At 68.3% G+C, this 24,911-nt stretch carries 16 protein-coding genes; 6 read left to right on the top strand and 10 right to left on the bottom strand.

Features of this window, described 5'->3' with window-relative positions; genetic code table 11:
• Positions 1 to 16 precede the first annotated feature (16 nt).
• Complete coding sequence (locus ACMX37_RS03145; protein WP_483147499.1) at positions 17 to 562, bottom strand: hypothetical protein; 546 nt, start codon at positions 560 to 562, stop codon at positions 17 to 19.
• Positions 549 to 2,819, bottom strand: a complete 2,271-nt coding sequence (locus tag ACMX37_RS03140; protein WP_483147498.1) for a glycosyltransferase — start codon at positions 2,817 to 2,819, stop codon at positions 549 to 551. The genes ACMX37_RS03145 and ACMX37_RS03140 overlap by 14 nt, the downstream gene beginning before the upstream one ends.
• Before the next feature lie 345 nt (positions 2,820 to 3,164).
• Here ACMX37_RS03140 and ACMX37_RS03135 point away from each other — a divergent pair, with 345 nt between their 5' ends.
• Both ACMX37_RS03135 and ACMX37_RS03130 read left to right on the top strand, forming a co-directional pair.
• Positions 3,165 to 3,725, top strand: a complete 561-nt coding sequence (locus ACMX37_RS03135) for an ECF-type sigma factor (protein WP_483147497.1) — start codon at positions 3,165 to 3,167, stop codon at positions 3,723 to 3,725.
• Entirely contained in the window at positions 3,718 to 6,102 is a 2,385-nt protein-coding gene (locus tag ACMX37_RS03130) for a serine/threonine-protein kinase (RefSeq protein WP_483147496.1), read from the top strand. Before ACMX37_RS03135 ends, ACMX37_RS03130 begins: the two co-directional genes overlap by 8 nt.
• A 22-nt stretch (positions 6,103 to 6,124) precedes the next feature.
• Here ACMX37_RS03130 and ACMX37_RS03125 read toward each other — a convergent pair whose 3' ends face one another.
• Genes ACMX37_RS03125 through ACMX37_RS03115 form a run of 3 tightly spaced genes read right to left on the bottom strand, consistent with a single transcriptional unit; the run spans position 6,125 to position 12,185 of the window.
• A complete protein-coding gene (locus ACMX37_RS03125; protein ID WP_483147495.1) occupies positions 6,125 to 7,057 on the bottom strand; it encodes a hypothetical protein in 933 nt (310 codons plus the stop codon).
• Complete coding sequence (locus tag ACMX37_RS03120) at positions 7,057 to 11,256, bottom strand: coiled-coil domain-containing protein (protein WP_483147494.1); 4,200 nt, start codon at positions 11,254 to 11,256, stop codon at positions 7,057 to 7,059. The genes ACMX37_RS03125 and ACMX37_RS03120 overlap by 1 nt, the downstream gene beginning before the upstream one ends.
• Positions 11,253 to 12,185, bottom strand: coding sequence for a hypothetical protein (locus tag ACMX37_RS03115; protein ID WP_483147493.1), 933 nt, complete (start codon positions 12,183 to 12,185; stop codon positions 11,253 to 11,255). The genes ACMX37_RS03120 and ACMX37_RS03115 overlap by 4 nt, the downstream gene beginning before the upstream one ends.
• Before the next feature lie 256 nt (positions 12,186 to 12,441).
• On the opposite strand from ACMX37_RS03115, the gene ACMX37_RS03110 reads away from it, so the two are divergent.
• On the top strand, positions 12,442 to 15,069 hold the full coding sequence (locus tag ACMX37_RS03110) for a M14 family zinc carboxypeptidase (RefSeq protein WP_483147492.1): 2,628 nt from the start codon (positions 12,442 to 12,444) through the stop codon (positions 15,067 to 15,069).
• Between the two features lie 49 nt (positions 15,070 to 15,118).
• Positions 15,119 to 15,865: a hypothetical protein gene (locus ACMX37_RS03105; RefSeq protein WP_483147491.1), complete on the top strand. Its 747-nt coding sequence runs from the start codon at positions 15,119 to 15,121 to the stop codon at positions 15,863 to 15,865.
• On the opposite strand, the gene ACMX37_RS03100 is transcribed toward ACMX37_RS03105, so the two are convergent.
• From ACMX37_RS03100 to ACMX37_RS03085, 4 genes are all read right to left on the bottom strand, one after another.
• Complete coding sequence (locus ACMX37_RS03100; RefSeq protein ID WP_483147490.1) at positions 15,839 to 16,516, bottom strand: Fe2+-dependent dioxygenase; 678 nt, start codon at positions 16,514 to 16,516, stop codon at positions 15,839 to 15,841. The two genes, ACMX37_RS03105 and ACMX37_RS03100, sit on opposite strands and share 27 nt — an antisense overlap.
• Positions 16,517 to 16,608: 92 nt before the next feature.
• Positions 16,609 to 17,613, bottom strand: a complete 1,005-nt coding sequence (locus ACMX37_RS03095; protein WP_483147489.1) for a DUF6607 family protein — start codon at positions 17,611 to 17,613, stop codon at positions 16,609 to 16,611.
• 20 nt (positions 17,614 to 17,633) lie between these two features.
• Positions 17,634 to 19,832 (bottom strand): TonB-dependent hemoglobin/transferrin/lactoferrin family receptor, encoded by a 2,199-nt coding sequence (locus ACMX37_RS03090; RefSeq protein ID WP_483147488.1) that lies wholly within the window; start codon positions 19,830 to 19,832, stop codon positions 17,634 to 17,636.
• 255 nt (positions 19,833 to 20,087) lie between these two features.
• Complete coding sequence (locus ACMX37_RS03085; protein ID WP_483147487.1) at positions 20,088 to 20,741, bottom strand: TetR/AcrR family transcriptional regulator; 654 nt, start codon at positions 20,739 to 20,741, stop codon at positions 20,088 to 20,090.
• Between the two features lie 124 nt (positions 20,742 to 20,865).
• On the opposite strand from ACMX37_RS03085, the gene ACMX37_RS03080 reads away from it, so the two are divergent.
• Entirely contained in the window at positions 20,866 to 23,193 is a 2,328-nt protein-coding gene (locus tag ACMX37_RS03080; RefSeq protein ID WP_483147486.1) for a TonB-dependent receptor, read from the top strand.
• Between the two features lie 63 nt (positions 23,194 to 23,256).
• Here ACMX37_RS03080 and ACMX37_RS03075 read toward each other — a convergent pair whose 3' ends face one another.
• Positions 23,257 to 23,496 (bottom strand): hypothetical protein, encoded by a 240-nt coding sequence (locus ACMX37_RS03075; protein ID WP_483147485.1) that lies wholly within the window; start codon positions 23,494 to 23,496, stop codon positions 23,257 to 23,259.
• Positions 23,497 to 23,629: 133 nt separating this feature from the next.
• On the opposite strand from ACMX37_RS03075, the gene serS reads away from it, so the two are divergent.
• Positions 23,630 to 24,910, top strand: coding sequence for a serine--tRNA ligase (serS, locus tag ACMX37_RS03070; protein WP_483147484.1), 1,281 nt, complete (start codon positions 23,630 to 23,632; stop codon positions 24,908 to 24,910).
• Position 24,911 lies beyond the last annotated feature (1 nt).

The following is a 24,911-nucleotide window of genomic DNA, read 5'->3' as shown; positions in this document are numbered from 1 at the left end:
GGGGCCCGCGTCGCCGTCACCGCAGGGCCGCCAGCCAGCCCGGCCCGAGGCAATGGACGGCATCATTGTTGATCTTCACCGCGAAGATCTTGGACACGTCGAAATTCTCGACCCGGAACCGGTACCGGTGCCCGGTGGAGCCGCCCGGCGCGGGACAATCGTCCGGACGGGGGTTGATTTCGGCACGGGCCGAACCTTCCGCGCTGTAGAAACACAGCGAGCGTATCCTGCGGTCGAACGCGATCGAGCCGCAAAGGAGATCGTCAAAGGCTTCGTCGATCGTGACCACCTCCTCGTTGCATCTCGGCAGCGGCGCGACCTCGTATTCCGATTCCTCCAGATGAACGCGCCAGGGACATTCGGCGGCGTGCGCGCTCAAGTGCAGGTCGAACCCGCTGAAACGGGTGAAGCCGGCGCTCAGCACGTCCACGCGTTCATGGACGGCTGCAATCGCGACCTTGCCCTCGGCACAGCACAACTGGACCTGCGAGGGAAATCCTCCGATGTCGCCGCTGACCCAGCCCAGCAGCCTGCCCTTATCGATCAACTCAACGCTGTGCATTCCACCACTCCAGCATGGCCGCCACACCGGCCTCGCAACTGCGGTCCGCAATGGCATTCTTGCAGCGCGCGCGCTCGGCCTCGAAATCCGCCGTCTCGCGAAAATCGGTCAGTTGTTGCCTGATCCTGTGGATCGCGGCGTAATCGCCGATCTCGATGCCGACGCCGCGGGATTGCAAGATGTGGGCGGTGCCGCCGTTGTATCGATAGAGCGGAATGACCCCGCACCGGATGCTTTCCATCAGCAGCAGGCCGAGCCCCTCATAGTTGCTGGCATCGAGATAGAATTCGACCTTGTTGAACAGCCGCACCTTCTCGGCAGTCGAAAGGAAGCCGAGATGGGTGCAGAAATTCTGCCGCCTGCCGCGCAGATTCTCGTTCCCGAAGGAGTAGATCCTGTAGCCCAAGGGGGCGAGCGCGCTCACCACCCCTGCGACATAGGCGGCGCCCTTGTTCGGATTGCCGCTGAACTGCACCGCGATCGACTTCGGCTCGCGCGGGACGGCAATATCGTAGTATTTTTCGAGCGGCGGCCCGTAGGGGATCAGCACCGCCTGTTCGTCGATATATTCGCCCACGATCTCCTGCAGGAACTCCGAGACGACGAAGACGGCATCGAAACCCGCATAGCCCGACACGACCGAGGCGAGGTATTCCCCGTCGGAGAAGGAAAACTCGGGCCCCTGTATGAAATACCCGCTCTTCAGGCCGTGCTGGCGGGCCATTTTCTTGACGGGCTCGCAGGTGTCGTGCGCCGTGGCGATCAGGTAGGCCGCATTCGCGAGGATCACATCGCAGCGTGCCGCATCTTCGGCGGGGATCGCGCGGACCGGACGCCCGTGTTCGTCGAAAGGGGTCGTGGTGCAGATCACCGCGGCAGGCAGCCCCCGATCGCACAGGCCCTCGACGATGTCGAACACAGCCGCGACGCCGCCGATCCTCCGGTCGTTCGTGGGGAGAAGAAACACCAGCTGCGGCATGGGGCACGAGTGGACGAGCGCCGACAGGAGGCGGCTCTTGTCGGTCTTCACCTTCTCGAGCGCGGCAGTCGCAGCGGCGTGGCGCGCCTCGAACACCTGCCCCCACCGCTCCATGAACCGGCGGTGGTTCTCGACCCGGAGCTCGGACCGCAGTTCGGTCACGCCAAAGCTGGCGCCGTGCTCGTGATAGACGCAGCAATTGTCGGCGACGACTCCGCGATAGCCGAGGTTGACGCAGCGGTAATAGAGGTCCGAATCGTCCCCGTAACCGTTGACGAAGAAATCGTCGAAAAGCCGGGCGCCCGGGTACTTCCGGCGATCGACCGCGAGCATGTATCCCACATTGGTCTCGGCATCGGGATAGGCCGGCTCGTCCCAGGACAGGATCAGGTCGAGCTCGCGCCAGTGCACCACGTCGCATTCCGGCGCTTCGAGATTTTCCCCGCCGACGGCGAAGGGGGTGGAAAGCGCGATCCTCTCATCGGCGAGCAGCGGCGCGATGACCCGGGATATGCTGCCCGGCTGCATCCTCACATCCGTGGTCAGCAGCACAACGATGTCGCCGCTGCCGGTCTTCGAATAGAGGAAATTCACGTTGTCGATGAAGCCCAGATTGCGGTCCTGGCAGTGGACTTCGACAAGGTCGGCATCGAGCCCTGAGAGCAGGTCGCGATGCAGCAGGTTCTGCGCCGGGACTGCATGGCCGTCGATCGAGATGACCACGCGCCCGCCGAGGGCCTTCAGTTCGGGAAGGAAGGCTTCGATCTCCCTGCGGATATCGAGCGTGTATCGCGGGCTCCCGAAGACCGGAACGATCACCGTAACCGGTGGCGAGTCCGATAACGCAGGGTCGGGGTGAGGCGGGGCCCCATCGAGCTTGAGCGGCTCGAACCGGATCGGCCGGAGCGTCCTGGCATCGAGAAAGGGACGGGGCGAGACCAGCCAGTCGACACCCCCCGAAGACACCTTTTCATATTCGCCGTCCACGCCATCGTAGCCGGACGGACAGTAAAGCACCGCCGTATTCTTGAACTGAAGCCGCAGCAGACGAGACGATGCCGACCGTGACTTCGAATTCGTCCGGCTGGGATGTCGACGGTCCAGATATCGCAGAATTCGATGGGTGCCGCGAACGTTGTAGTCGAAGTTGAGGCAGGAGATCGAAAGTGCCTGCATCTTCGAAGAGCCCCAGTTTTGACTAAGCAGCAGAACCGAAATGTCGCAGATCGACCGGCTGGGCGCCCCCATGATTTGGCGGCCTTGCCCTTGCAGCAGCATCTAACAATCGCGATCGGCATCTGCAAGCAGATGCCTCAGGATTGGTGCTATATATCATGGACTTGTGGTTACTACGTAGTGCGCCAAGGAGGCCCGCGGCAGTTTCCACCTCGGGCGGCAGCCGGTCCGTTCCCCGGCTATGAGGACCGTCGCCGCCCACTGGACAGGACGCGCCGCGTGTCGATGCGGCAGGCGTCAGCCGGCGCGGCGCTGCCTGCTGCAGGCGTGGCAAGATGAAGGTTGGCTCTCGGCCCATGTGATGGCACACTTCCGCGGAACGCGGGGGGCTGCCATGGCAGGAATGATCGCGGGTCGGCAGTTCCATGAGCAACGGGGCAGGTCGACTTGAGAGGCGAGTTCGACACCGATCTGCTTATCGTCCATTGGCGCGGCGGCGACAGGTCTGCACGCGACCGGTTGATCGAGCGCCTCCATCCCGAACTTCGCGACATTGCGGCCGCCCGCTTGCGGCGCGAGAACGCATCCTCGCTGTCGACCGGCGATCTCATCAACACCGTCGTGCTCAGGCTGATCGAGATCGAGCGGATCGACATTGCCGACCGCGCGCACATCCTCGCGCTGGCTTCGCGGCTGATGCGCAACATTCTCGTGGACCACGCGCGGCTGCGCAACAGCGACCGGCGACGGCACCACAAGGTCGAACTGACCACCCAGATCGAAGGCGAACAGCGGTTTGACCTGAAAGCCCTCGATTCCGCGCTTATCCGGCTGAGTGCGATTGATCCGCAGCTGGGAGAGTTGGTCGAGATGCGATATTTCGGGGGCATGACGCTGGCCGACATTGCCGAGGTTTCGGGCTGGTCGGAAGCCACTGTGAAGCGGCGATGGATGGTGGGACGTGCGTGGCTGTGCGACGCGCTGACCAACCCTGTCGACCATGACTGATCCCGACACGGAACGCGACGCCCTCCACCTTTTCGAGCAGCTGCTCGACCTTGCCGAACCCGATCGCGCGGCCTGGCTCGAGGAGGTCACCCGCGACAGGCCCGCCCTGCGCGCCCGCATCGAGGCCCTGTTGGCTGCGGAGCGGCAGGCCATGCTGCGCACCGGCGACATCACCGAACTGCTGGACGAGGAGCGGGCGCCGGACCGCATCGGGGCCTATCGGATCACCGGCCTGATCGGGCGCGGCGGCATGGGGTCGGTGTATCGCGGCGAACGCGACATCGGCGACTTCGCCCATGTCGTCGCGATCAAGCTGGTCAAGCCCGGCATTCTTTCGGAGGCCCTCTCCGAGCGCTTCCAGCGCGAACGCCGGACGCTGGCGGCGCTCAGCCATCCCGGCATCGCCCAGCTCTACGACGGCGGCGAGATCGACGGGGCCCCCTATTTCGTCATGGAGTATGTCGACGGCCTGCCGATGCTCGACTGGGCCGCGCAGCAGGGGCTCGATTCGGACGCCCGGCTGACCCTGTTCGCCGAGATCTGTGCGGCGGTCGCCTTTGCGCACCGCAACCTCGTCATCCATCGGGACCTGACCCCCTCCAACGTGCTCGTGACGCATGCCGGCAAGGTCAAGCTGATCGACTTCGGCATCGCCAGACCCGCCGACACCCTCGGCACCGCGCCTGCGGGCAGCGGCTCGCTCGGGACGCTGAGCCTCACCCCGGGCTATGCGGCACCCGAGCGCCTGTGGGGCAGCACGGTGACGACCGCGACCGACATCTTTTCCCTCGGCCGCCTGCTGGAAAGGCTGATGTCGGAAACGGCCTCCGGTCCGGAGCTCGAGGCCATCATCGGCAAGGCCACGGCCGACGAGCCCGCGGAACGATATCCCACCGTCGATGCGCTGGTCGCCGATGTGCTGGCCCTGCGCGACGATTACCCGGTGGCGGCGATGCAGGGCGGCGCCCTCTACCTTGCCCGCAAGTTCGTGCGCAGGCACAGGTTGGGGGTGGCAGCCGGGTCTGTCGCCGCCGTTCTCCTGATCGCCGCCTTCGCCGCCGCGCTGGTCGCCCGAGGCGAAGCCCAGCAGGCGCGCATCGTCGAGGCACAGCGGTTCGAGCAGGTGCGCTCGCTCGCCAATTACCTGCTGTTCGACCTCAATGCGAAGCTGCGCCGCGTCGCCGGCAACACGGGCGCCCGCGCGGAGCTCGCCCGCGAGGCGCAGCGGTATCTCGACATTCTCGCCGCCAGCAGCGGCGACCGCCCCGATCTGACCCTCGATACGGCGCGCGGGCTGGTCCAGCTCGGACGCATCCTCGGCAGTCCCAACGAACCCAATCTCGGCGAGGGTGAACGCGCCTCCGCCAATTTCCGGGCAGCGCAGGATCTGCTGGCGCGGCTGCCGGCCGATTATGCCGCGCGCAAGGCCCCGGTCGAGGCAGAGGCCCGGGCGCTGCAGGGGCTGGTCCTGCTCCACGACGAGGCTCGGCAAAAGGAGGCGGAGGCGGAGATCGGCAAGGCACTGGCGGTTCTCGATGCGGTTGCCGCAAGCGGACGCGACCCCGCATGGCACGAAGCGCGCAGGACCGTGCGCAAGGCCCAACTCGAACTCGCGGACCTCGGCGGCAGGCTGGAGCAGGTGGGCGCCCTGACCGCCGCGATCGAAGCGGACATTGCCGCCTGGCCCCTCGCGATGGGCAAGGGCGCCCCCGCCGCGCTCGACCGTGCCTATGCCGATCATTACCGCGGCCTTGCGCTGGCCTACGGCGATCCTCCGGCGGATTTCGGGCTGGCACAGTTCGAGAAGGCGCAGGCCCGCTTCGACGCGCTCGCCGAGGCCGATCCCAACAATGCCATCGTCCTCTACATGTCCTCCTTCAACCTGATGGAGGGCTTCGCAGCCGCCTCGCGGGCCGGCAAGGAGGAGGTCTCCGGCCGTCTCGTGCGGCGCGCTGCGACGGTGATCGACCGGCTCGTGGCGATCGACGGGCGCGACCAGTCCGTGCGCAACCGGGCGGGGAGCATCCGCGAATCCCTCGCCCAGAACCTGCGCGACCAGGGACGCTTCGGCGAGGCTCTTGCCCTGCAACGCCAGGTGGTGGCCCTTCGCGCGTCGAGCATCGATGCCGGGCGCAAGGCCAATGCCGTGGGCAACCTCGGCTTCTCGCAGATGATCCTCGGCATCATCGCGCGCGATGCCGGCGACCGTGAACTCGCCTGCGCGAGCTGGAGCGAGGCCGTCGCCAGCTTCTCCGAACTGGAGCAGCGCGGCCAGCTGATCGGGTTCATGAAGGACTTCGTGCCGGGACTGCGCAAGAAGCAGCAATTGTGCCGCGACAGGGCGCCGCTCTCCGCCCTCGCCGAACCGATCCGCTGATCCCGGCCCGCCGCTGTGGCGGCTAGAAGCGCAGGTTGAACGCGACCCCGATCCCGGCGTCGAAGGCATCGTAATCGGACAGGAAGAAGCGCGAGTCCTGCGTCTCGAAGCCCGCATTGATCGCGAGCGTCACCCGCTCGGCCGGACGCCACGCCAGCGCCGCGCCGAGCTGGTAGGCCATGTCGACGCGCTCGACGAAGGTCACGTCCTCGTAGAAGTCGTCATACCACCGTCGCACCACCGCCGCCCGCACAGAGGCGGTAAGCTGCGGCGATATCGCCGCAAGGGCATCGACCGACGCGCTGACCGAAATCGAATTGTTCTCCGAAATGCCCGACCACTGGCGTGTCGCCCCGACCCCGGGACGCAGCAGGACCCGTCTGCCCAGCGGCAGGGCCGCGCTAAGGCTGGCCGAGGTGCCGTAGAAGCTGGTGCCCCGGGTGAAGTCGCGTTCGAAGTTGTAGCCCCCGAAGCCGGTCACGCCGACATAGAGCGGCGTGTCCCCGATGGCTGTCCCGAGCGACAGGGTGCCCGATGCGGTCCGGTTCGACGGTGCGAAGTCCTCGAAGAACTCGCGGCCGGCGAGCGTCGCCGACAGGCCGAAGTCGACCTTTCCCCCCAGCACCGTGGCGATCCCGGCGCTCAGGGCGGTGTCGTTGTAGAAGCTGGAGCCAAGGCTGTCGGCGGTCCGCTCCGGGTTGGTGGTGAAGCCGAGCGAGGTCGAGGCGGAGATCAGGAAGATCTCGTTCACCTTGAGAACGAAGACGCCGGCCTCCCCGTCGATGGTCTCGCCGGTCTCGCCGCCGCGGGGACGACCCGCGTCGAGCGAGCGGTCGACGGCGGCATTGATCTGCTGGCCGACGATGGTGGCATCGTTGATGTCGGGTCCGGCCTGTGCCCATGCCGCTCCCGACTGGACGGCAAGCGCCGCCGCAATGATTGTCCGGCGCATCATCATCTCCTCCTCGGCGGCGCATTTGTCCGGATCCGGAGCGTGGCGAATTCGCCGGTCGCAAGCGAATAGGACTGGGTGGCATTGCCCTCGACGACGTTCTCGACGGTGATCTCGGCGGTGTTGGGGCGGGCGAAGCCTTCGTTGACCGCGAAGATCTCCAGCGCTGCCACGCCGGGGCGCAGGTCGATCCTGAAGGTGTCCCCGGCATTGCGCAGCGTGAAGTTGTTGTTGGTGAAGATGGTCTTGCCGAACTGGGTGATGCGGATGTTGATGATGTCCCCATCCTCGAGACCGAAGTCGCGCAGCAGGTAGGCAAGGTTCAGGCCGGAGATGCTGATGTCGCTCAGCCCCCCGGTCGAGAAGATGTCGCGGCTGGCGTTGAGGATGTCGCCCAGCGCGACGATGGCCGATTTCATGGCCCAGCGTTCGAGGTAGGACGGCCCGCACCCGACATAGCCGCCGCAGCTCGGTGCCTGGAGCGCCCAGCGGCGGTAGCCCTCGTCCTGGGACAGGCGGATGATGCTGCCGGCGTCGGCAAGGGCCGATGCAAGATTGGGATAGCCGGCCTGAAGGGCGAGGCGCGTGAGGGCGCGGATGTCCTGCGTCTTCAGCCACTCCGCCCAGGGCCCCAGATCCACCTGCACCCTGCCCGACATGTTCTCGAAGCCGAAGGCGAGGTTGTCGGTGCGGGCCAGCCAGTCGTCATCGGCGAAATCGGTCCAGGGGAGGCTCGAAGGGTCGGGCGGGTCGAATTCCGGGGGCACCCAGACCGGCGGTTCGAAGACCGGCGGAACCCAGACCGGCGGCTTGAACTCGACCGGCTTCACATCGAACTGGGTGATCGTGAGCGCCGATGTCTCGAGCCCGCGGTTGCGCGCCTCTTCGAGCCAGCGCTGGCGGGCGGCGGCCTCGGCTTCGCGGCGGGCGATCGCCTCGGCGGCGATCTGCGCCATGCGCGCGGCTTCTGCCTGCCGGCGGGCAGCCTCGGCCGCCGCCGCGGCCGCAAGCTCGGCGATGGCATTGGCCTCCGCCTCCAGCGCCCGGCGGCGTTCGGCCTCGATCCGCGCCAGCCGCGCGGCGACCATTGCGGGATCGGGCGGGGGTGCGGTCGGATAGTCGGGCTTGATGGCCTCGGCGATGTCGCGGTTGAACTTGTCCCATTCCTCGGGCGTCGGCGGGCGCTTGAGGTTCTCCTGATAGATGCGCTCGTTCTCGGCCCGCGCGGCCGCGATCAGCGCCTCGCGCGCTTCCTGCTCGACCCGCTCGCGTTCCGCCCGCGCGCGCTGCCGCTCGGCGAGCAGTTCCTCGGCCATCCGCCGTGCGCGCTCGGTGTCCTCGTCGAAGTTGGCGAGCTCGTCCCGCGCCTCGGCCGTCATCTGCGCCAGTTCGCGGATCGATGCCTCCATCCGCACCCTGTTCTCGCGGATCTGGCGCAGTTCGAGTTCGTAGCCGAGCATCTGCGCCTCGAGCGCACGCCGATTGGTGTCCTGCACCCCCTTGGCCGCGATGATGATGTCGGTGACCGAACCCACGGTCATCGATGCCGAATCGAGCAGCACGCCCTTGATGTTGCCGGTCACCACATTGCCCGCGAGCGAGAGGATCTCGAGCCCGAGCATCGATATGGCACCGGCCGAGCCGTAATTGCGCGTGAGGGGCAGTTGCTGCCCGTCGGACAGATCGGCCGTCGCGGCGTTGGTGACGTTGTAGGCAGCCTGACCGATGGAGAGCACGTTGAGGCCCGTCGCCAGGTTCTTCACCACGTTGCCCGCGGGGGACTTGGCCAGATAGGTCATCAGCGACGCCAGCTCGGTCTGCGACAATGTCTTGAGCAGCTCCTGGACCTGTCCGCCCTTGGCCACCAGCGCGGCCAGCGCGGCCTCGCTCTGCGTCAAAGCGGCGGCGCGGCTCTTCAAAACCGCGGCCAGTTCCAGCGCGCGCGCCGACGGCACGCTCTGGTAGGTCGTTCCGGCCTGGGCCATCCGCACGAGTTCGCCCGCAGTCGCCTCGACACTCTGCTGGAGCCTCGCATAATCCTCGAGAATGCCGGGTGCAGGCTTGATGTTGAGGCGCCGCAGCGTCTCGAGTTCCGCCTCGGCCTTCGCGAGTTCGGCCTTCTGCGCATCGAGCGTCGTGCGCAGCGCGGTCGCGGCCGGGGAGACGCGGTAATCGACCGGCGCGCTCTGAAGCGCCGCCAGCGTCGCCTCGTAGCGGGCCTTGTTGACCTCGAGCAGCGCGGCAGCCGCGTTCGAATCCCGGACGATCTCCTCGATGCCTTCGAGAATGGTCGCGAACTTGTCGGCCAGCTCGACGGTGAGTTTGGATCCGTCGAGCACGCCGCCCCCGCCTCCGCCACCGGCAGAACTCCCGCCGTCGGCCTGCCCCCCGCCGCCAGCGCCGCCGGCGAACTGGATCACGCCGCCGCTCGCGTCGAGCAGCGGGCCGATATGGCGCAGTTCCATGCCGCTCGGCGGGGCCACGGTCACCGTCGAAGGCTGCACGACCGGTTGCATGAACTCCCAGTGGCGGTTCGCCCGCTCCTGCATCGCCAGGGCGAGCTGCTTTGCCTCCTGCGCCGTTCGCAGATCCCACGCCGAGCCGCTGCGCACCGCATCCTGGTAAAGCGCATCCGCCGCGGTCGCGAGCGAGGCCGCGGTGCGTGCCAGCTTGATCGTCAGCTGATGGAGCTGATCGGCTGCAAGTCCCAGCGCGGCGAGATTCTCGGCCGAGGGGTTCTGTTCATAGGCCCGCCGGGCTGCCGTGACCGCGGCGGCGAGCTGCTCGAACCCGCCGACCCACTGCGTGGCCGAATCCCGCTTGGCCAGCAGCGTGGCCCTGTAGGGGTTGACCGGATCGGCGAGCAGCTCGCCCACCGAAGCGCCGATCGGCTTGGCGGGGTTGGTCGCGAAGATCTCGAGCGCGTGCGTCGCCTTCTGGCTCACCCAGCTGATCTCGCTCTGCAACTGGGTGTCGATCGTCAGCGTGCCGCCATTCTGCGCCTGGGCGAGCAGGGTCTCGGCCTTGCGGGTCAGCGCGGCGAGATCGCCGAGCATGTTCTGCAGGGCGCTGGCTTCCTCCGGCGAGGGCTGCACCCCCGCGTCGCGCTGCGCGGTGGCTGCCGCGAGGACCTTCTGCTGGAGCGCGCCAAGGCTGGCGAGGACCTGCGCGAAGGTCTGTTCGCCGACCTCCGCGCCGCGATCGCCCATGTTGTACGTGCCGGTCAGCTCGCCCAGCTGGTTGGCGCTGTCCTCGGCGATCGACAGGGCCATGATGTCGAGCCGGGCGGCGAGGCCGAGCGGCGTCTGGTCGCCGGTGCCCGGCTCCTCGGCAAAGGCGAGCACCGCCTCGCCCGGCTCTTGGTAGAACCGCTCGAGGAGCGGCGCGACCTGCGGAATGCTGCGCAGATCGACAAGAGCACGCCCCTCGGCATCGACCGCCACGAGCGTCTTGGCGTAGCGGTAGGGCCGCGCGGTCGCACCCGGCTGCGCGGCGACGGCGCGCTGAAGCGCCGCGTTCCAGTACATCTGGCCGAAGCCCGGATCGGTGAGAGCCGCGCCTTCGCCCCATTGCACCACGGTCCTGCCGCCGTGGTCGTAGGTGAACGAGGGGATGCGGTAGCGCAGCAGGACATAGCGCCGCCCCTCGTGCGTGAAATAGGTGCGGCCCAGTTCGAGCCCGAGGCTCTGGTTGCCGAGCGCGGCGAGACCCAGCTCGCCGAGCGTCATCCGGGCGGTCCAGCTGGCGTCGCTCCCCAGCGCCGGGCCGCGGCCCAGCTGCGGCCGCACGAAGCGGTTGTGATAATCCCGGACCGCCGCATCGCCGCCGCTGAGCGTTTTGGTCGCATAGTTGTAGCGCATCCCCGTCTCGACGCCCGAGAGGTTGCGGAACCGGCTCGCGGCCGTGCCCCCGTCGCGCTCGACGACCACCGCGCCGTTGCCGAAATCGACCTCAACCCAGGATTCGTCCCCCACCCGCATCCGGGCAAATCCGGCGGTCTGGGTATGCGAGAATTCCTGGTTCCCGTCGAAGGTCTGCAGCATCAACCGCATCAGGTAGCTGTTGCTCTCCCGGATCTCGGTGTCGGCCTCGGCCGGGGCCGGTGGCGGCGAGGCCGCCTGCTGGGCCAGGGCGGGAGCGCAGACACCCGCCAGCAGGGCGGCCGTGCAGGCGACGAGACGGCTGAGACGCGCATTGTTCATGACCGGCCCTCCAGGCTGACGGTTCGCACGAAGATGAAATCCCCCAGCGGGCGCAGGCTGATGCGGACCCGTCCCTCGGGGAGCGGGACGAACCACTCTCCGCCCGTGCCCCCCGGCTCGGGGAGGGCGTCCGGCAGCAGCCGCGACCAGTCGTGCCGGGCCAAGAGCCGGCGGGCCATCAGTGCGCGCGCATCGCCCGCCTCGCCGCGCAGATCCGCATTGCCGAACGGAACCGGATCCATCAGCGCGGCCACATCCGCGACGTTGCCCTTGCGCAGGGCCGCGACGAAGTTGGTGACGACCGAGCGTTCCAGCGCATCCGGTCCGGCAATCCCGGAAAAGCGGATCGTCTCGATCGCGAATTCACCCTTGAGGCTGCGCGCCGCCATTTCGCGCTCCGCCGTGCCGGGGGCCGAGACGTTGAAGCTGGTGCGCCCGAGCCGCCCCCAGAAGACCCCGCGCCTCTGGCCCGCCGCGATGTCCGAAAGAGCGCCGGCGATCTGCGGAGCGGCGTCGGGGTGTGTCACGGCAAGCCCGGCAAGAAGCCGCTCGGCATCGTAGCGCACGCGGGTCGTCGCGCCGCCGAGCGGCGGGATCAGCAGCATCTCGCCGCGCCGCGCCGTGACCTTGCCGTCGCTGGCCTGTCCCGCCGTCACGACGACATAGGCGACCTCGCTCGAAAGGCCGAAGACGCCCGAGAATTGCGTGAGCGCGATCGTCCTGCCGGCAAACAGTACGGCGCCGCTGCGGTCGGTGACGAGCGATTGATTGCCTGTCCGCAAGGCGACCGCCTCCGGCGCGGTGTCCGACCCGCTCGCGTTCGACGCGAGGGCCTCGCCCGGCATGGCGACGGCCTGCACGGAAAGGAGAAGCAGCGCCGCCCAGGCGGGTGCGCCTGCGCTGCGCCGCGAAGGATATGTCTCAGCCATGTGTCCGTCGTCCCCCCGTCGCGACAGGACCGCCGAAAACGGGTCCGTCACACCAAGGAGCGTAAGACAGGCGGAAAACGGGTCACGGGAATCGTCGCAGAGGGAAAAAAGCCGGTTGCCGCGACGCAATGGCGGCATGGCCCGACCTGCGCCGCAGCACCCGGCATTGCTCCCTCCCCGCTTGACCCGGGCGGGGTTGTCGCGGCAAGGCTCGCACTCCTTCCGCCAGTGTCCGGCGGACATGCGAGGTTATCCGATGCGAAAGATGTTCCGGGGCCGGTGGCTCGTCGCGCTCGCCGCCCTTGCCGGCGCGGCCCTGCCCGCCTCCGCGCAGTCCTTCATCGAAGGCCAGTTCGATCCCGCGATCCCGACCCTCACCGCCACGGTCGGCCATGCGCCCGGCACGCGCATCACCTCGCCCGACCAGACCTATGCCTATATCAAGGCGCTGGCCGAGGCCGCGCCGGATCGCGTCCGGCTGGTGCAATATGCGACGAGCTGGGAGGGGCGGCCGCTCTATTACCTCGTCATGTCCGCGCCGCAGAACATGGCGCGGCTCGACGCGATCCGCGCCGACATGGCGAACATCGCCGCGGGACGACCGGGCAACGGCACCGCGATGCCCGTGACATGGCTGGCCTACGGCGTGCACGGCAACGAGATCTCCTCGACCGATGCCGCGCTGATGACGGCCTACCACCTGCTCGCCGCCCAAGGCGACGATCGCGCGGCCAAGATCATGGCCCAGACCATCGTCGTCATCGACCCGATGCAGAACCCCGACGGGCGGGCGCGCTTCGTGAACAACTTCCTCGCTTCCACCGGCATCTCGCCGGCCGCCGACCGTCAGGCCGCCGAGCACGACGAGCCCTGGCCGAGCGGGCGGGTGAACCACTACATGTTCGACCTCAACCGCGACTGGTTCACCCTCTCCCAGCCCGAGACCCGCGGCAAGGTCGCCGCGATCCGGGAATGGAACCCGGTGGTGGTGATCGACCTGCACGAGATGGGCGGGGACGAGACCTATTTCTTCTCGCCCGCCGCCCAGCCCTTCAGCCCCAACCTCACCCCCGCCCAGATCCGCGCCTACGAGCTGATCGGCCGCTACAACGCCGCCGCCTTCGACGCGCGCGGCGAGCCCTATTTCACCCGCGAGGTCTACGACCTGTTCTACCCCGGCTACGGCGACACCTGGAACGCGCACCAGGGGGCGATCGGTTCGACCTACGAACAGGGATCGGCGCGCGGGCTGGTGTGGAAGCGCCGCGACGGGACCGAGCTGACCTATGCCGACACCGTCGCCAACCACTTCACCGCCAGCCTCGCGACCGCAGCGGCGGTGGCCGACAATCCGCAGAAGTTCCTTGCGGACTTCGCCGCCTACCGCGCGGCCAATGCCGGCGGCGGCGCGGGGCGCGGGACCTATGTGATCGACCTCGGCAAGCGCCGTTGGCACGCCGAGCGGCTGGGCCGGCGCCTCGCCGAACAGGGCATCACCGTGCTGCGCCGTGACGGCAGCGCGACGATCTGCGGCAAGTCCTACCCCCAAGGCTACCTCGCCGTGTCGCAGGCCCAGCCCGCCGCGCGGCTGATCCGCAGCCTGCTCGACCGCGACACCCCCCTGCCGCCCGACTTCCTCGCCGAGCAGGAGCGCCGCCGCTCGGTCGACCTGCCGCACGAGCTCTACGACGTGACCGCATGGTCGGTGGGGCCGATGGCCGGGGTCGACGTCCAGCTGTGCAACGCCGCCGCCAGCGGCGAGCCGCTGCGCGCCGATGCGCCGATCGCTCCCAAGGCCGAAGGCAGCGGCAGCTTCGCGGTCGCGGTGCCCTGGACCGATGGCGGGCAGGCGCGGCTCGTCACCCTCGCCCTGCGCGAAGGCATCGAGGGCCGCGTCACCGACAAGGCCTTCACTGCCGCAGGCCGCGCGTATCCGCGCGGCACGGTGGTCTTCCCCGCCGGGAGCAACACGCCCGAGAAGATGGCCCGCCTCGCCGCGCTCGCCCGCGAGGTCGGCGCGCACACGGTCGCGCTCGAGAGCGGCTGGGTCGAGAGCGGCCCCAATCTCGGCAGCGAACGCTTCGTGCGGCTCACCCTGCCGCGCGTCGCGGTGGCGTGGGACGACGGGATCTCGCAGCTCTCCGCCGGCAGCCTGCGCTATGTTCTCGAACAGCGCATCGGTCTGCCCGTCACCCCGATCCGCACTAGCCGCCTCGCCCGCGCCGACCTCAGCGACTATGACGTGGTGCTGGTGCCCGAGGGCGATCCCTCGGGCGTGCTCGGCGAGGGCGGCCAGCGCAACTTGCGCGAATTCGTGCGCCGCGGCGGCGTGCTGGTGGCGATCGGCGACAGCCTCGAGACCTTCAGCGGCGGGGACAATCCGCTGCTCGCGGTGAAGCGCGAGGCGGCGCTCGGCCGCGATCCCGCAGAAGCCGGGGACAAAGAAAAGGGCGCGCTCGCCGAGGCGGTCGAGATCGCCAGCGACGCCGAATACCGTGACGCGATCAAGGACCAGGCCGCTCTTCCCGACACCCTGCCGGGCGCGCTGCTCAACGTGGTGGGCGAACCCGACCACTTCCTGTCGGCAGGTTATGACGACGGTGCGGTGGTGCTGGCGACGGGGACACAGATCTTCACCCCGCTGGGCCGCGACAAGGGCGTCAACGTGCTGCGCTTCGCCGCCCCGGCGGGCCTCATCGCCAGCGGCTATGTGTGGGACGAGAACCGGCGGCAGCTCGCCTACAAGCCCTACCTGATGGCGCAGCCGCAGGGCCGCGGGCTGGTGATCGGCTTCGCCCACGACCCCTCGACCCGCGCCTATCTCGAAGGGCTCGACCTGATGATCGCCAACGCCGTGCTGGTCGCACCCTCGCGGGTGCGCTGACCGGAAACGGCGCGCGATAGTGATCTAGGAAGTTGACACAGGTTGTGTCATGCTCGCGGGCATGGCGCTGTTCGAGGCCCTTGTCGTCGCCCACGTCGCCACCGGTGCGGTGGGGCTGACGGCGTTCTGGGGGCCGATCGCCACGAAGAAGGGCGCCGCCAACCACCGCAAGTGGGGCCGCGCCGCGTGCTACGGCTTTCTCGGGGCGGGCACGCTGGCCATCTGCATGGCGCTGCTCTCGCTCTACGGGCCGGAAGCCCGCCATCCCGAGATCGAGGACCGCACCCTGTTCGAAGGGCTGTTCGGGTGGATGATGCTCTATCTCGGCATCCTCACCATCGGCTTCGTGGACTATGGCCTCGCCGTGGTGAAGCACAGCCGCGACCGGCGCGCCCTGCGGTCCCCGCGCTATCAGGCGGTGATCGCCGCGGTGGTGATCTCGGGCGCGTGGTGCGGCTATTTCGGCTGGCAGGTGGGCCATCCGCTGATGATGCTGGTGGCCTTCATCGGCATCCTGTCGATGGGCATCCAGCAGCTCTACATCTGGCGCACGGTCGATCCACCCCGTCAGACCTATGTGGGCGAGCATTTCCGGGCGCTGATCGGCATGGGCATCTCGGCCTATACCGCGTTCCTCTCGGTGGGCCTGATCCGCTATGTGCCCGAACACGTCTTCAACCCCGCCGTCTGGGCGGGCCCGAGCGTGATCGGGGTGAGCCTGATCATCTGGTTCACCCTCAAGGGCAAGAAGGCCGCAGGCCCGCGCGCGTCAGGGGTGCGCCCACATCCGCAATAGGTTGGCGATGGTCTTGTCGAGCGTGAGCAGCTCGGCCGACTGCGCCGGGAGCTGCCCGCGCAGCGCAGCGCGCAGGTTCTCGAGGTCGAACAGCAGCTCGCGCCGCGCCGCATCGGCGATCATGCTCTCGATCCACCCGACGCAAACGATCCGCGTGCCCCGCGTCACGGGCCGCACCTCGTGGAGCGCGCCCGAGGGATAGAGCACCATGCTCCCCGCCTCGCCCTTGACGGCCTGCGTCATCCCCGCGGCATGGATCACCAGTTCCCCGCCCTCGTAATCGCCGGGCGGGGTGAGGAACAGGGTGAAGGAAAGGTCGGTGCGCAGGCGGGATGCGCCCTTGCCCATCAGCGCATTGTCGACATGGGGCCCATAGTGGCCGCCCTCGCTGGTGCGGCTGATCAGCAGCGGCGAGAGGCGGCGCGGCTGGGCGGCGGCCCTGACGACCGGATGATCGCCGACGATCCGCCCCAGCTCCTCCTTCAGCGCCCGGCCTGCCGGACCGTCGAGCACTGCCTGTTCGTTGCGCTTCACCGCGCGCGCGACCGCGCCCGCCGTCTCGCGCCCGTCGCGCCATTCGAGCAGCGCGATGCGCTCGGCAATGGCGGCGAGGTCGCCTGCGTCGGGGATGGCGTCGATGACTAGGATCATGGGTGCCCAGCTCTAGCGGCGCGGCGGCGGCTATGCAAAGGGGCCGGCGGGAGAGAGGACACATCCCCCGCCGGCAGGAGCAAGGGGGCCGCTTACCCCCCCTTGCGGGAAGTGCCTTCCTCGATCAGCGCCAGCGCCTTCTCGCTGGCAACGGCGGGGTCTTCCTTGCCGTCCTTGATCTTGTCGGCGAGGATCATCAGCTCGTTGGCGATGGAGGTGCCGGCGCTCGCCTCCTGCGCGATGCGGATGCCGCCATTGGCTTCGGCGACCTCGTCCCACTTGCCGCGCACCGCATCCCAGTAGCCTTTGGTCTTCTCCCAATAGGTCTCGGCCGCGGCGACATTGTAGCCGTTGAAGCGCTCGTATGTGTTGAGCACGTATTCCTGCACCACGGGCTTCGCTTCGCCCGCGCCCTGTGCCGGGGACTGCATCTTGGTGTTGTCCTGCCAGTGGATCCACCCGGTCGGGGTCAGCTGGTGACGGTTGATGCCCATGTAGTGATCGTAGACGGGACCCCGGATCGCATCGCGCCGGGCAAGCGGGCGCGCGGTCCAGTTCGAGCGCCAGCGGCGGATGCCCTGCGAGGTCTCCCACTCGCCCCACCCGGCATAGCGCGGGCTGTCGTCGACCTGCCACACGGTCTGCGACCAGCGCCCGGCGCGCATCTTCTCGGGCACTGCCTGCCATTCCCACGTGTCCCCGCCCTTGTAGGCGAGGATCTTCTCCGGCTGGTATTCCCAGTCCTGCCGCCAGTGCTTGACAACATAGGGGTTGGCCTCGTCCCCGGTGACGAGCAGGTGCTGGAGCACGATGCGCGTGCCGGTGTCCTCGATCACCCGCACGCTTTCGTAGCCGCCCGAAATCTTGCGCTCGAGCGGGGTGTAGCCCTCCATCCAGGGGGTCGATTCCTGCATGTCGAAGGTCACCTTGAAGTCGCCCGCCATGGCGAGGATGGTCTTGCGGTCCTCCTCGAAGGCAGCCTTGGCCGCCTCGGCGGACTCGACGATCGGGCCGTCGGCGAGCGCCGGGGCGGGCGCGGCGGCGAATGCGAGGGCGGCGAGGCCGGTCGAAAGGAACAGCTTGGTCAGTCGGGTCATGGGTCGTCCTCCATGGTTGGTCAGAAGCGGTAGCTGGCCGAGACGCTGAGATTGCGGCCCGGGCGAGTGAAGGCGTCGAGAATCCCCGCGTCCGCCACGCGCAGCCCTCGCACGTCGGACCACAGGGCGTAGGTCTCGTTCGTCAGGTTGAAGATGCCGGCGCGCAGCTTGAGCGCGTCGGTGACGGCCACGAACAGCGTGAGATCGAGGATCGTCGAGGCTCCGGGCCGCACGAACAGATCGGTGCCGTCGCCTGCGCGTTCGAGTTCGCCAGCTTCCTTGCGGGCGTTGTGGGTGAGGATCAGCTCGCCCCCGAAGCGGCCTTGCGGGTTGCGATAGCCGATGCTGCCCACGAGGTTGAAGGGATCGATCGTGTCGAGCGGCAGGCGCGTGCCTGCCGCATCGAAGGTGTCGCCATCGGCATAGGCCATCGCGAAGCGCCCGGTGATGCCGCTCGCGAGCCTCATCTCGGCCCGCGCCTCGATCCCCTCGATCCGCGCGCCCGCGAAGTTGACGAACTGGAAGATCGCCGGGTCCTGCGGTGTGAAGGCGCCGCGGATCACCTGCTGGCTGATGAAGTTGTCGTAATCGCCGCGGAAGGCCGTCACCTGCAGCGAGAAGATGTCCCCGACATAGCGCGCCCCGGCCTCGAAGCTCTCGCTGGTCTCGGGGCGCAGGTCGGGGTTGGGGATCGAGGTGTATCCCCCGGCGATGAATTCGAAAAAGTTGTTCACCTGGCTTGGCGTCGGGGCGAGGAAGCCTTGCGCGTAATTGCCGAAAAGGAACACCTCGGGCGCGAGTTTCAGCGTTGCGCCGAACTTGGGGCTGAGGCGGCTGTCGCTCTGGCCTTGCGGCACGAAGGCCGTGAGCAGCGGATGGTCGGTGGGGTTCAGGTCGTAGAAATCGAAGCGCAGCGCCGGAAACAAGGTCAGCGTGCCATCGAAGAGCGTGATCTCGTCCGAGACGAACAGCCCGCCGAGGGTGAAATCGGTGACCGGGAAGGCGCGGGTCGGGAAGCTCTCGCCGCGGCCCGGGAAGGTCCCGTCGCGCAGGCCCTGCTGGCGGGTCCAGCTGATGTCGCCGCCAAGGGCGATGCGGTGCTTGGTGCCGCCGAGTTCGAAGCCCGAGCGCAGCTCGCCCACTGCGCCGTAGACGCGGTTTTCAAAGGTGTTCAGCCGCTCGCGGTCGGGCGCGGGGGTGGCGGTGAGGCTGGTGCGCTCCTCGAAGGCGAACTGGCGGTCATCGGCGTCCTGCCAGTAGGCGGAGAGGAAGGCGTATTCAATCGCGTCCCCGGGGTTGCCGTCATAGGTCCAGTCGAGCGAAGCGCGGGCGCGCGCGGTGGTGTCGCGGGCGTTAAGCGCATCGACATTCCACACCGGACGCGGGCCGAAGGTGAAGGCGGGGCCGAGACCGGTCAGCACCTCGGTCTGGACCGCGCTTTCGAGCCACTCGCCGGTGAGGCGGATGCGGTGCGCGCCCCTCTCCCAGACCAGCTTGCCGAGCACCGCGTTGCTCTCCCCGTCCTGCGGGTTGGGCGCGGTGCGCGAGGGGCCGGTGCCGCTGTTGGTGCCGCGATTTTCCAGTTCGGCGAAGTCGCGCCGGGTGTAGGCGATCATCGCGGAAAGGTCGCCGGTGCGGCCGGCGAGGGTCGCGGTCTGGGCGAATTCGTTGTCGTCCGAGGAGAATTGCGAGGTCACGAAGCCGCCGACGCTCTCGCCCCCGATGAGGTCGACCGGATCGGCGGTGACGAAGCTGACGGCACCGGCCAACCCGTCCGAGCCGTAGAGCGCGCTGGCAGGCCCGCGGAGGATCTCGACCTGCTTGACGAGGCTGACATCGGCGAACCCGCCGCGCCCGGCGTCCTGCGGGCCGAAGCTGAAGCCCTGCGGCGAGCGGATGCCGTCGACCTGGATCAGCACGCGGTTGCCGCCGATCCCGCGGATCGCGATGTCCTCGTTGCGCCCGCGCCCGGTGGAGCCGATCGCCGCGCCGAAGCGCGCAGGCGCACGGCGGACGGTGACGCCCGGCTCGAAGCGCACCAGATCCTTGATGTCGGTGGCGAGCTGGTCGGCGATCTCCTCGTCGGTGATGATGGTGACGGTGGCGGGCGCCTCTTCCTGGAGCACCGGGGTGCGGGTGGAGGTGACGGTGATGCGCCCGGTCTGCTGTTGGGCCTCGGCCTCGGCTTCGGCGGAGGACAGGGCGGCATTTTCGGCCACCGCCGGGGCAGCGGCGAGGACGGCGAGAGGGGAAACACAAAGGCGAAGACGGTTCATCGAATACACGCGGAGGGCATCCTGCTGGAGAGGGAGGAACGCCGCGTGTCTGACCTTATTGCGAATGAGAGTCAATAAGGATTGCGAATAGGAATCGTTCGCAATTTGACAATACGCCCGCGCGGCACCCCGCACGGATGACAGGCAGGTCTCCGCAAGTCTCGGTAATTTCGTAGAAGTCCCGGCGCGCCGGCGCCCTCAGCGCCGCAGCAGCCCCTCGGCCAGCAGGCGGTTGACCCCTGCCGCCACCGCATCCGGGGCGATCTCGCCGCCGCCCCACACGACATAGCGCAGGCCGACGAAGACGTTCATCCCCATCATCGCCCAGGCCTCGAGCTCGCCCAGCCCCTCGCGGAACTCGCCCGCCGCCGCGCCCTTGCGCAGGCGGTCGGCGATGCGCGTGGCGATCGTCTCGTAATGCTGGCGGTAGCTTGCCGGATCGACGAATTCGGCCTCGTCGATGATCCGGTAGATTTCCTTGTGCTCGGCCGCGAAGCGCAGGAAGGCCGCCAGCGCCGCGCGCTCGATTTCGAGCGCGCCCATGTCCTCGGTGAGCGCCGAGCGCGCGCTGGTGCGCACCTTCTCGCTCATGTCGGCGACCAGCGCCCGGAATAGCGCGTCCTTGCTGTCGAAATAGGTGTAGAAGCTGCCGAGCGCCACGCCCGCACGCCGCGTGATCGAGCTGACCGAGGCCTCGTGGAAGCCCTTCTCGCCGAATTCCTCGGCCGCCGCGTCGAGCAACTTGCGCAAGGTCCGCCGCCCGCGCTCGGTGCGCGGCGTCTTGGCGTCGCCGCAAGCGGCGTCTTCGACTCCAGATGCGATCGGCGTCGCGGCGCCCGGACTGTTGCCCATCAGCTACTCCCTCAACGCTTTCGGTAGGCCGCACAAGGGTCAGGCACAAGTCTAAACTTGAAAGGTGGTTCAACTTTCAATACGGTCACCGCCACAACGAGGGCCAGGAGAGGAAACCTTTTCGATGAGAACTACGCTTTGTGCTCGCGCGCTGCTGCTTGCCGGCTGCGCCGGTGTCGCCACCTTCGCCGCACCCACTGTCGCGCAGGACACCTCTGCCGAGGTCGCCAACGAGGCGCAGACCGCAGAGGACGACGGCACGATCTACGTCACCGCGCGCCGCCGCGAGGAACGCCTGATCGACGTGCCGCTGTCCGTCACCGCACTGTCGGGCGATGACCTGATCAAGCAGGGCGTGCAGGACATCGTCGCGGTCGCCCAGCAGGTGCCCAACGTCACGCTCGAAGTGAGCCGCGGCACCAACACCACCCTCACCGCCTTCATCCGCGGCATCGGCCAGCAGGACCCGGTCGGCGGCTTCGAGGCCGGCGTCGGCCTCTATGTCGACGACGTCTATCTCAACCGCCCGCAGGCCGCTGTGCTCGACATCTACGAGGTCGAGCGCATCGAGGTGCTGCGCGGGCCGCAGGGCACGCTCTACGGGCGCAACACCATCGGCGGGGCGATCAAGTATGTCACCGCCAGGCTGCCCGACGAGACCAGCGTCAAGATTCGCGGCACCTACGGCTCCTATGACCAGGCCGACCTGATCGTCAGCGCCGCCACCCCGATCTCCGACAGCTTCAAGATCGGCGTCGCCGGTGCACGCCTGTCGCGCGGCGGCTTCGGCGACAACCTGACGCTCGGCACGGAGAACTACAACCGCGACGCCTGGGCCGCGCGCGGCACGATCGAGTTCGACAGCGGGCCGGTCTTCGTGCGTCTCTCGGGCGACTACATCAAGGACAATTCGGAAGCCCGCCAGGGCCACCGCCTGATCCCCGGACGCCTGACCGGCGCGCCGGTGCTGGACGACGTGTTCGACACCCGCGCCGGGCTCAACATCGTCGACCAGGAGGTCGAGGCCTATGGCGGCGCGCTCAACGTCGCGATCGAGCTGTCGGACACGATCACCCTCAAGTCGATCACCGGCTACCGCGAGGACAGGTCGACCACCCCGATCGACTTCGACAGCCTGCCGTCCGCCGACCTCGACGTGCCGGCGATCTACGAGAACGACCAGTTCAGCCAGGAATTCCAGCTGCTCTACGAGAGCGACAACCTCTCGGGCGTGCTCGGCTTCTACTATCTCGACGCCAACGCCTTCACCGCCTTCGACGTGGCGCTGTTCACCACCGTCGCGGGCCTGACCGCGCAGACCTTGGGCGACGTCAACACCAAGACCTGGTCGGTGTTCGGCGACTTCACCTACGACCTGTCGGACACGATCAGCGTCTCGGTCGGCGGGCGCTACACCCATGACGAGCGCACCAGCCGGGTGCTGCGCACGACCTTTCTGGGCGGGTTCTCGAACCTGTTCGGCGGCTCGGGCGTCGCGGCGGCGGTGACCAGCAACTTCAACGGCAGCGCGACCTTCAAGGACTTCAACCCGCGCGCCTCGATCAGCTGGCAGCCGAACGCGGACCACAACGTCTACTTCACCTATTCGCAGGGCTTCAAGGGCGGCGGCTTCGATCCGCGCGGCCAGACCACCGCGTGCCGCAACCCGCGCGGCGGCGCGTGCACCCCGCAGGAGGTGTTCGACTTCATGGCCTTCGACCCCGAAACGGTCGACAGCTTCGAACTCGGCTGGAAGGCCTCGCTGCTCGACAACCGCCTGAACATCAGCATCGCCGGCTTCCTCGCGCAGTACACCGACGTGCAGATCCCCGGGTCGGTCGGCTTCGACGCCAACGGCGACGGGGTGAACGAGAGCTTCATCGGCATCACCTCGAACGCAGCCGATGCCGACGTCAACGGGATCGAGTTTGAGGGCACTGCGCTCGTCGGCAAGGACTTCGCGGGCGACGGCAGCCGCTTCAGCGTCAACTGGTCGCTGGGCGTGCTCGATGCCAAGTTCAACACCTTCATCGACGCCTTCGGCCGCGACGTGGCCGACCAGCGGGTGTTCCAGAACACGCCCGAGATCACCGCGCACATGGGCTTCAACATGGGCCTGCCGGTGGGCGGGGGCATGATAGACTTCATCGGCCTCGCCTCGCTCCGTTCGGACGCGAGCCAGTTCGAAACGCCCAACCCCTTCCTCGACCAGGACGGCTTCGTGCTGGTGGATGCGAGCATCGTCTACACCGCCGACAGCGGCCTGTGGTCGCTCGGCCTCCACGGCAAGAACCTGTTCGACAAGGAATACATCGTCGCCGGCTATAACTTCGTCGCGGGCGGCACCCCGCCGGGCACGCCTTTCGTCCCGACCCTGGGCCGCGAGGGCACGCTGACCGGCTTCTACGGCGATCCGCGCCGGATCTTCCTGACGGCGCAGATCAACTTCTGACGCGAAACTCCCCGGGGGGCGGCGGCCTCTGGCAAACCACCGCCGCTCCCTTTTCCTTTTCGCTTACGGCTGGACGGGAGCCGACGGCGGGGGCAGCGCAGGCGTCGCCTGCGGCCCCCGTCGTTCCATGTAGCGCTTGGCGGCATAGCCACCCACGCCCAGCGCCACCATCGCCGGCAGGCTGATGCGGGTGAGCACGAAGGGCACCGCGCTCGCCAGCACCGCGCCGGTCACGCCGCCTGCCGCCGGGTGCCGCTTGGCAACGCTCGCGCCGATCGCGGCGCCGATGATCTTCTTCAGCATGGGTCTTTCTCCTTTACCCATCAACCGGCGGGAGGGGCCCGCTGTTCCGCCGCAGGTCGCACCTGCCGCGCGCTCCGGCGCGTTGGCCAAGCCCCCTTCCCTTGCCCCGCCCGAGCGGGCATAGGCGCGAGCCATGCACGATATCCGTCTGATCCGAGAGAACCCGGAAGGTTTCGACGCCGGCCTCGCCCGCCGCGGCCTGCCCGCTCAGGCCGCCGCCCTGATCGCGCTCGACGAGGAGCGCCGCGCCGCGACCACCGCGGTGCAGGTCGCCCAGAGCCGCCGCAACGAAGCCTCGAAGCTGATCGGCGCGGCCATGGCCAAGGGCGACCGTGAAGGCGCCGAGGCGATCAAGGCCGAGGTCGCCGCGCTCAAGGAGCAGATGCCCGCGCTCGAAGCCCGCGCCGAGGAGCTGGCGGGGCAGCTGAAGGCGGCGCTGGAGATCATCCCCAACTTGCCCGCCGACGACGTGCCCGACGGCGCGGACGAGGCCGACAACCGGGTCGAGAAGGAATGGGGCGAGAAGCGCACCTTCGACTTCGAGCCGAGGGAACACGCGGTCATCGCCCCTGCGCTGGGCATGGATTTCGAGACCGGCGCAAGGCTCTCGGGCGCGCGCTTCACCTTCCTGCGGGGCGGCATGGCAAGGCTCCACCGCGCGCTCGGCCAGTTCATGCTCGACGTGCAGACCGGCGAACACGGCTATGCCGAATGCAACCCGCCGGTGCTGGTGGGCGACGATGCCATGTACGGCACCGACAAGCTGCCCAAGTTCGCCGAGGACAGCTTCTGCACCACCAACGGCCGCTGGCTCATCCCCACCTCGGAAGTCTCCCTCACCGCCAGCGTCATGGGCGAGCTGCTCGACGAGAGCGCCCTCCCCATGCGCCTCACCGCGCTCACCTTGTGTTTCCGCTCGGAAGCCGGCGCTGCGGGACGCGACACGCGCGGGTTCATCCGCCAGCACCAGTTCGAGAAGTGCGAGCTGGTCTCCATCGTCCGCCCCGAGGACTCCGAGGCAGAGCACCAGCGCATGACCCGCGCCGCCGAGACCATCCTCGAGCGCCTCGCCCTCCGCTATCGCAAGCTGCTGCTGTGCACCGGCGACATGGGCTTCGGCGCGCGCAAGACCTATGATCTCGAAGTCTGGCTCCCCGGACAGGGCGCCTATCGCGAGATCAGTTCCTGCTCGAACACCGGCGACTTCCAGGCCCGCCGCATGAACACCCGCTACCGCGTGGCGGGCGAGCAGAAGAAGACCGAGTTCGTCCACACCCTCAACGGCTCCGGCCTTGCCGTAGGCCGCACGCTGGTGGCGGTGATCGAGAATTACCAGAACGCCGACGGCAGCGTCACCGTGCCCGAGGCGCTCAGGGCCTACATGGGCGGGCTGGAAGTCATCACGCCCAACTAAC

The organism is Porphyrobacter sp. THAI-01a (assembly GCF_056868655.1).
This window is presented reverse-complemented; position numbering and strand designations above follow the sequence as displayed.

Bases quoted from the DNA above. Each gene is read 5' to 3' on its own strand.
- ACMX37_RS03080 (WP_483147486.1), top strand. From the start codon at position 20,866: ATGAGAACTACGCTTTGTGCTCGCGCGCTGCTGCTTGCCGGCTGCGCC.
- ACMX37_RS03105 (WP_483147491.1), top strand. From the start codon at position 15,119: ATGCTCGCGGGCATGGCGCTGTTCGAGGCCCTTGTCGTCGCCCACGTC.
- ACMX37_RS03085 (WP_483147487.1), bottom strand. From the start codon at position 20,741: ATGGGCAACAGTCCGGGCGCCGCGACGCCGATCGCATCTGGAGTCGAA.
- ACMX37_RS03120 (WP_483147494.1), bottom strand. From the start codon at position 11,256: ATGAACAATGCGCGTCTCAGCCGTCTCGTCGCCTGCACGGCCGCCCTG.
- ACMX37_RS03140 (WP_483147498.1), bottom strand. From the start codon at position 2,819: ATGCTGCTGCAAGGGCAAGGCCGCCAAATCATGGGGGCGCCCAGCCGG.
- ACMX37_RS03095 (WP_483147489.1), bottom strand. From the start codon at position 17,613: ATGACCCGACTGACCAAGCTGTTCCTTTCGACCGGCCTCGCCGCCCTC.
- ACMX37_RS03125 (WP_483147495.1), bottom strand. From the start codon at position 7,057: ATGATGCGCCGGACAATCATTGCGGCGGCGCTTGCCGTCCAGTCGGGA.
- ACMX37_RS03100 (WP_483147490.1), bottom strand. From the start codon at position 16,516: ATGATCCTAGTCATCGACGCCATCCCCGACGCAGGCGACCTCGCCGCC.
- ACMX37_RS03130 (WP_483147496.1), top strand. From the start codon at position 3,718: ATGACTGATCCCGACACGGAACGCGACGCCCTCCACCTTTTCGAGCAG.
- ACMX37_RS03075 (WP_483147485.1), bottom strand. From the start codon at position 23,496: ATGCTGAAGAAGATCATCGGCGCCGCGATCGGCGCGAGCGTTGCCAAG.
- serS (WP_483147484.1), top strand. From the start codon at position 23,630: ATGCACGATATCCGTCTGATCCGAGAGAACCCGGAAGGTTTCGACGCC.
- ACMX37_RS03110 (WP_483147492.1), top strand. From the start codon at position 12,442: ATGCGAAAGATGTTCCGGGGCCGGTGGCTCGTCGCGCTCGCCGCCCTT.
- ACMX37_RS03115 (WP_483147493.1), bottom strand. From the start codon at position 12,185: ATGGCTGAGACATATCCTTCGCGGCGCAGCGCAGGCGCACCCGCCTGG.
- ACMX37_RS03145 (WP_483147499.1), bottom strand. From the start codon at position 562: ATGCACAGCGTTGAGTTGATCGATAAGGGCAGGCTGCTGGGCTGGGTC.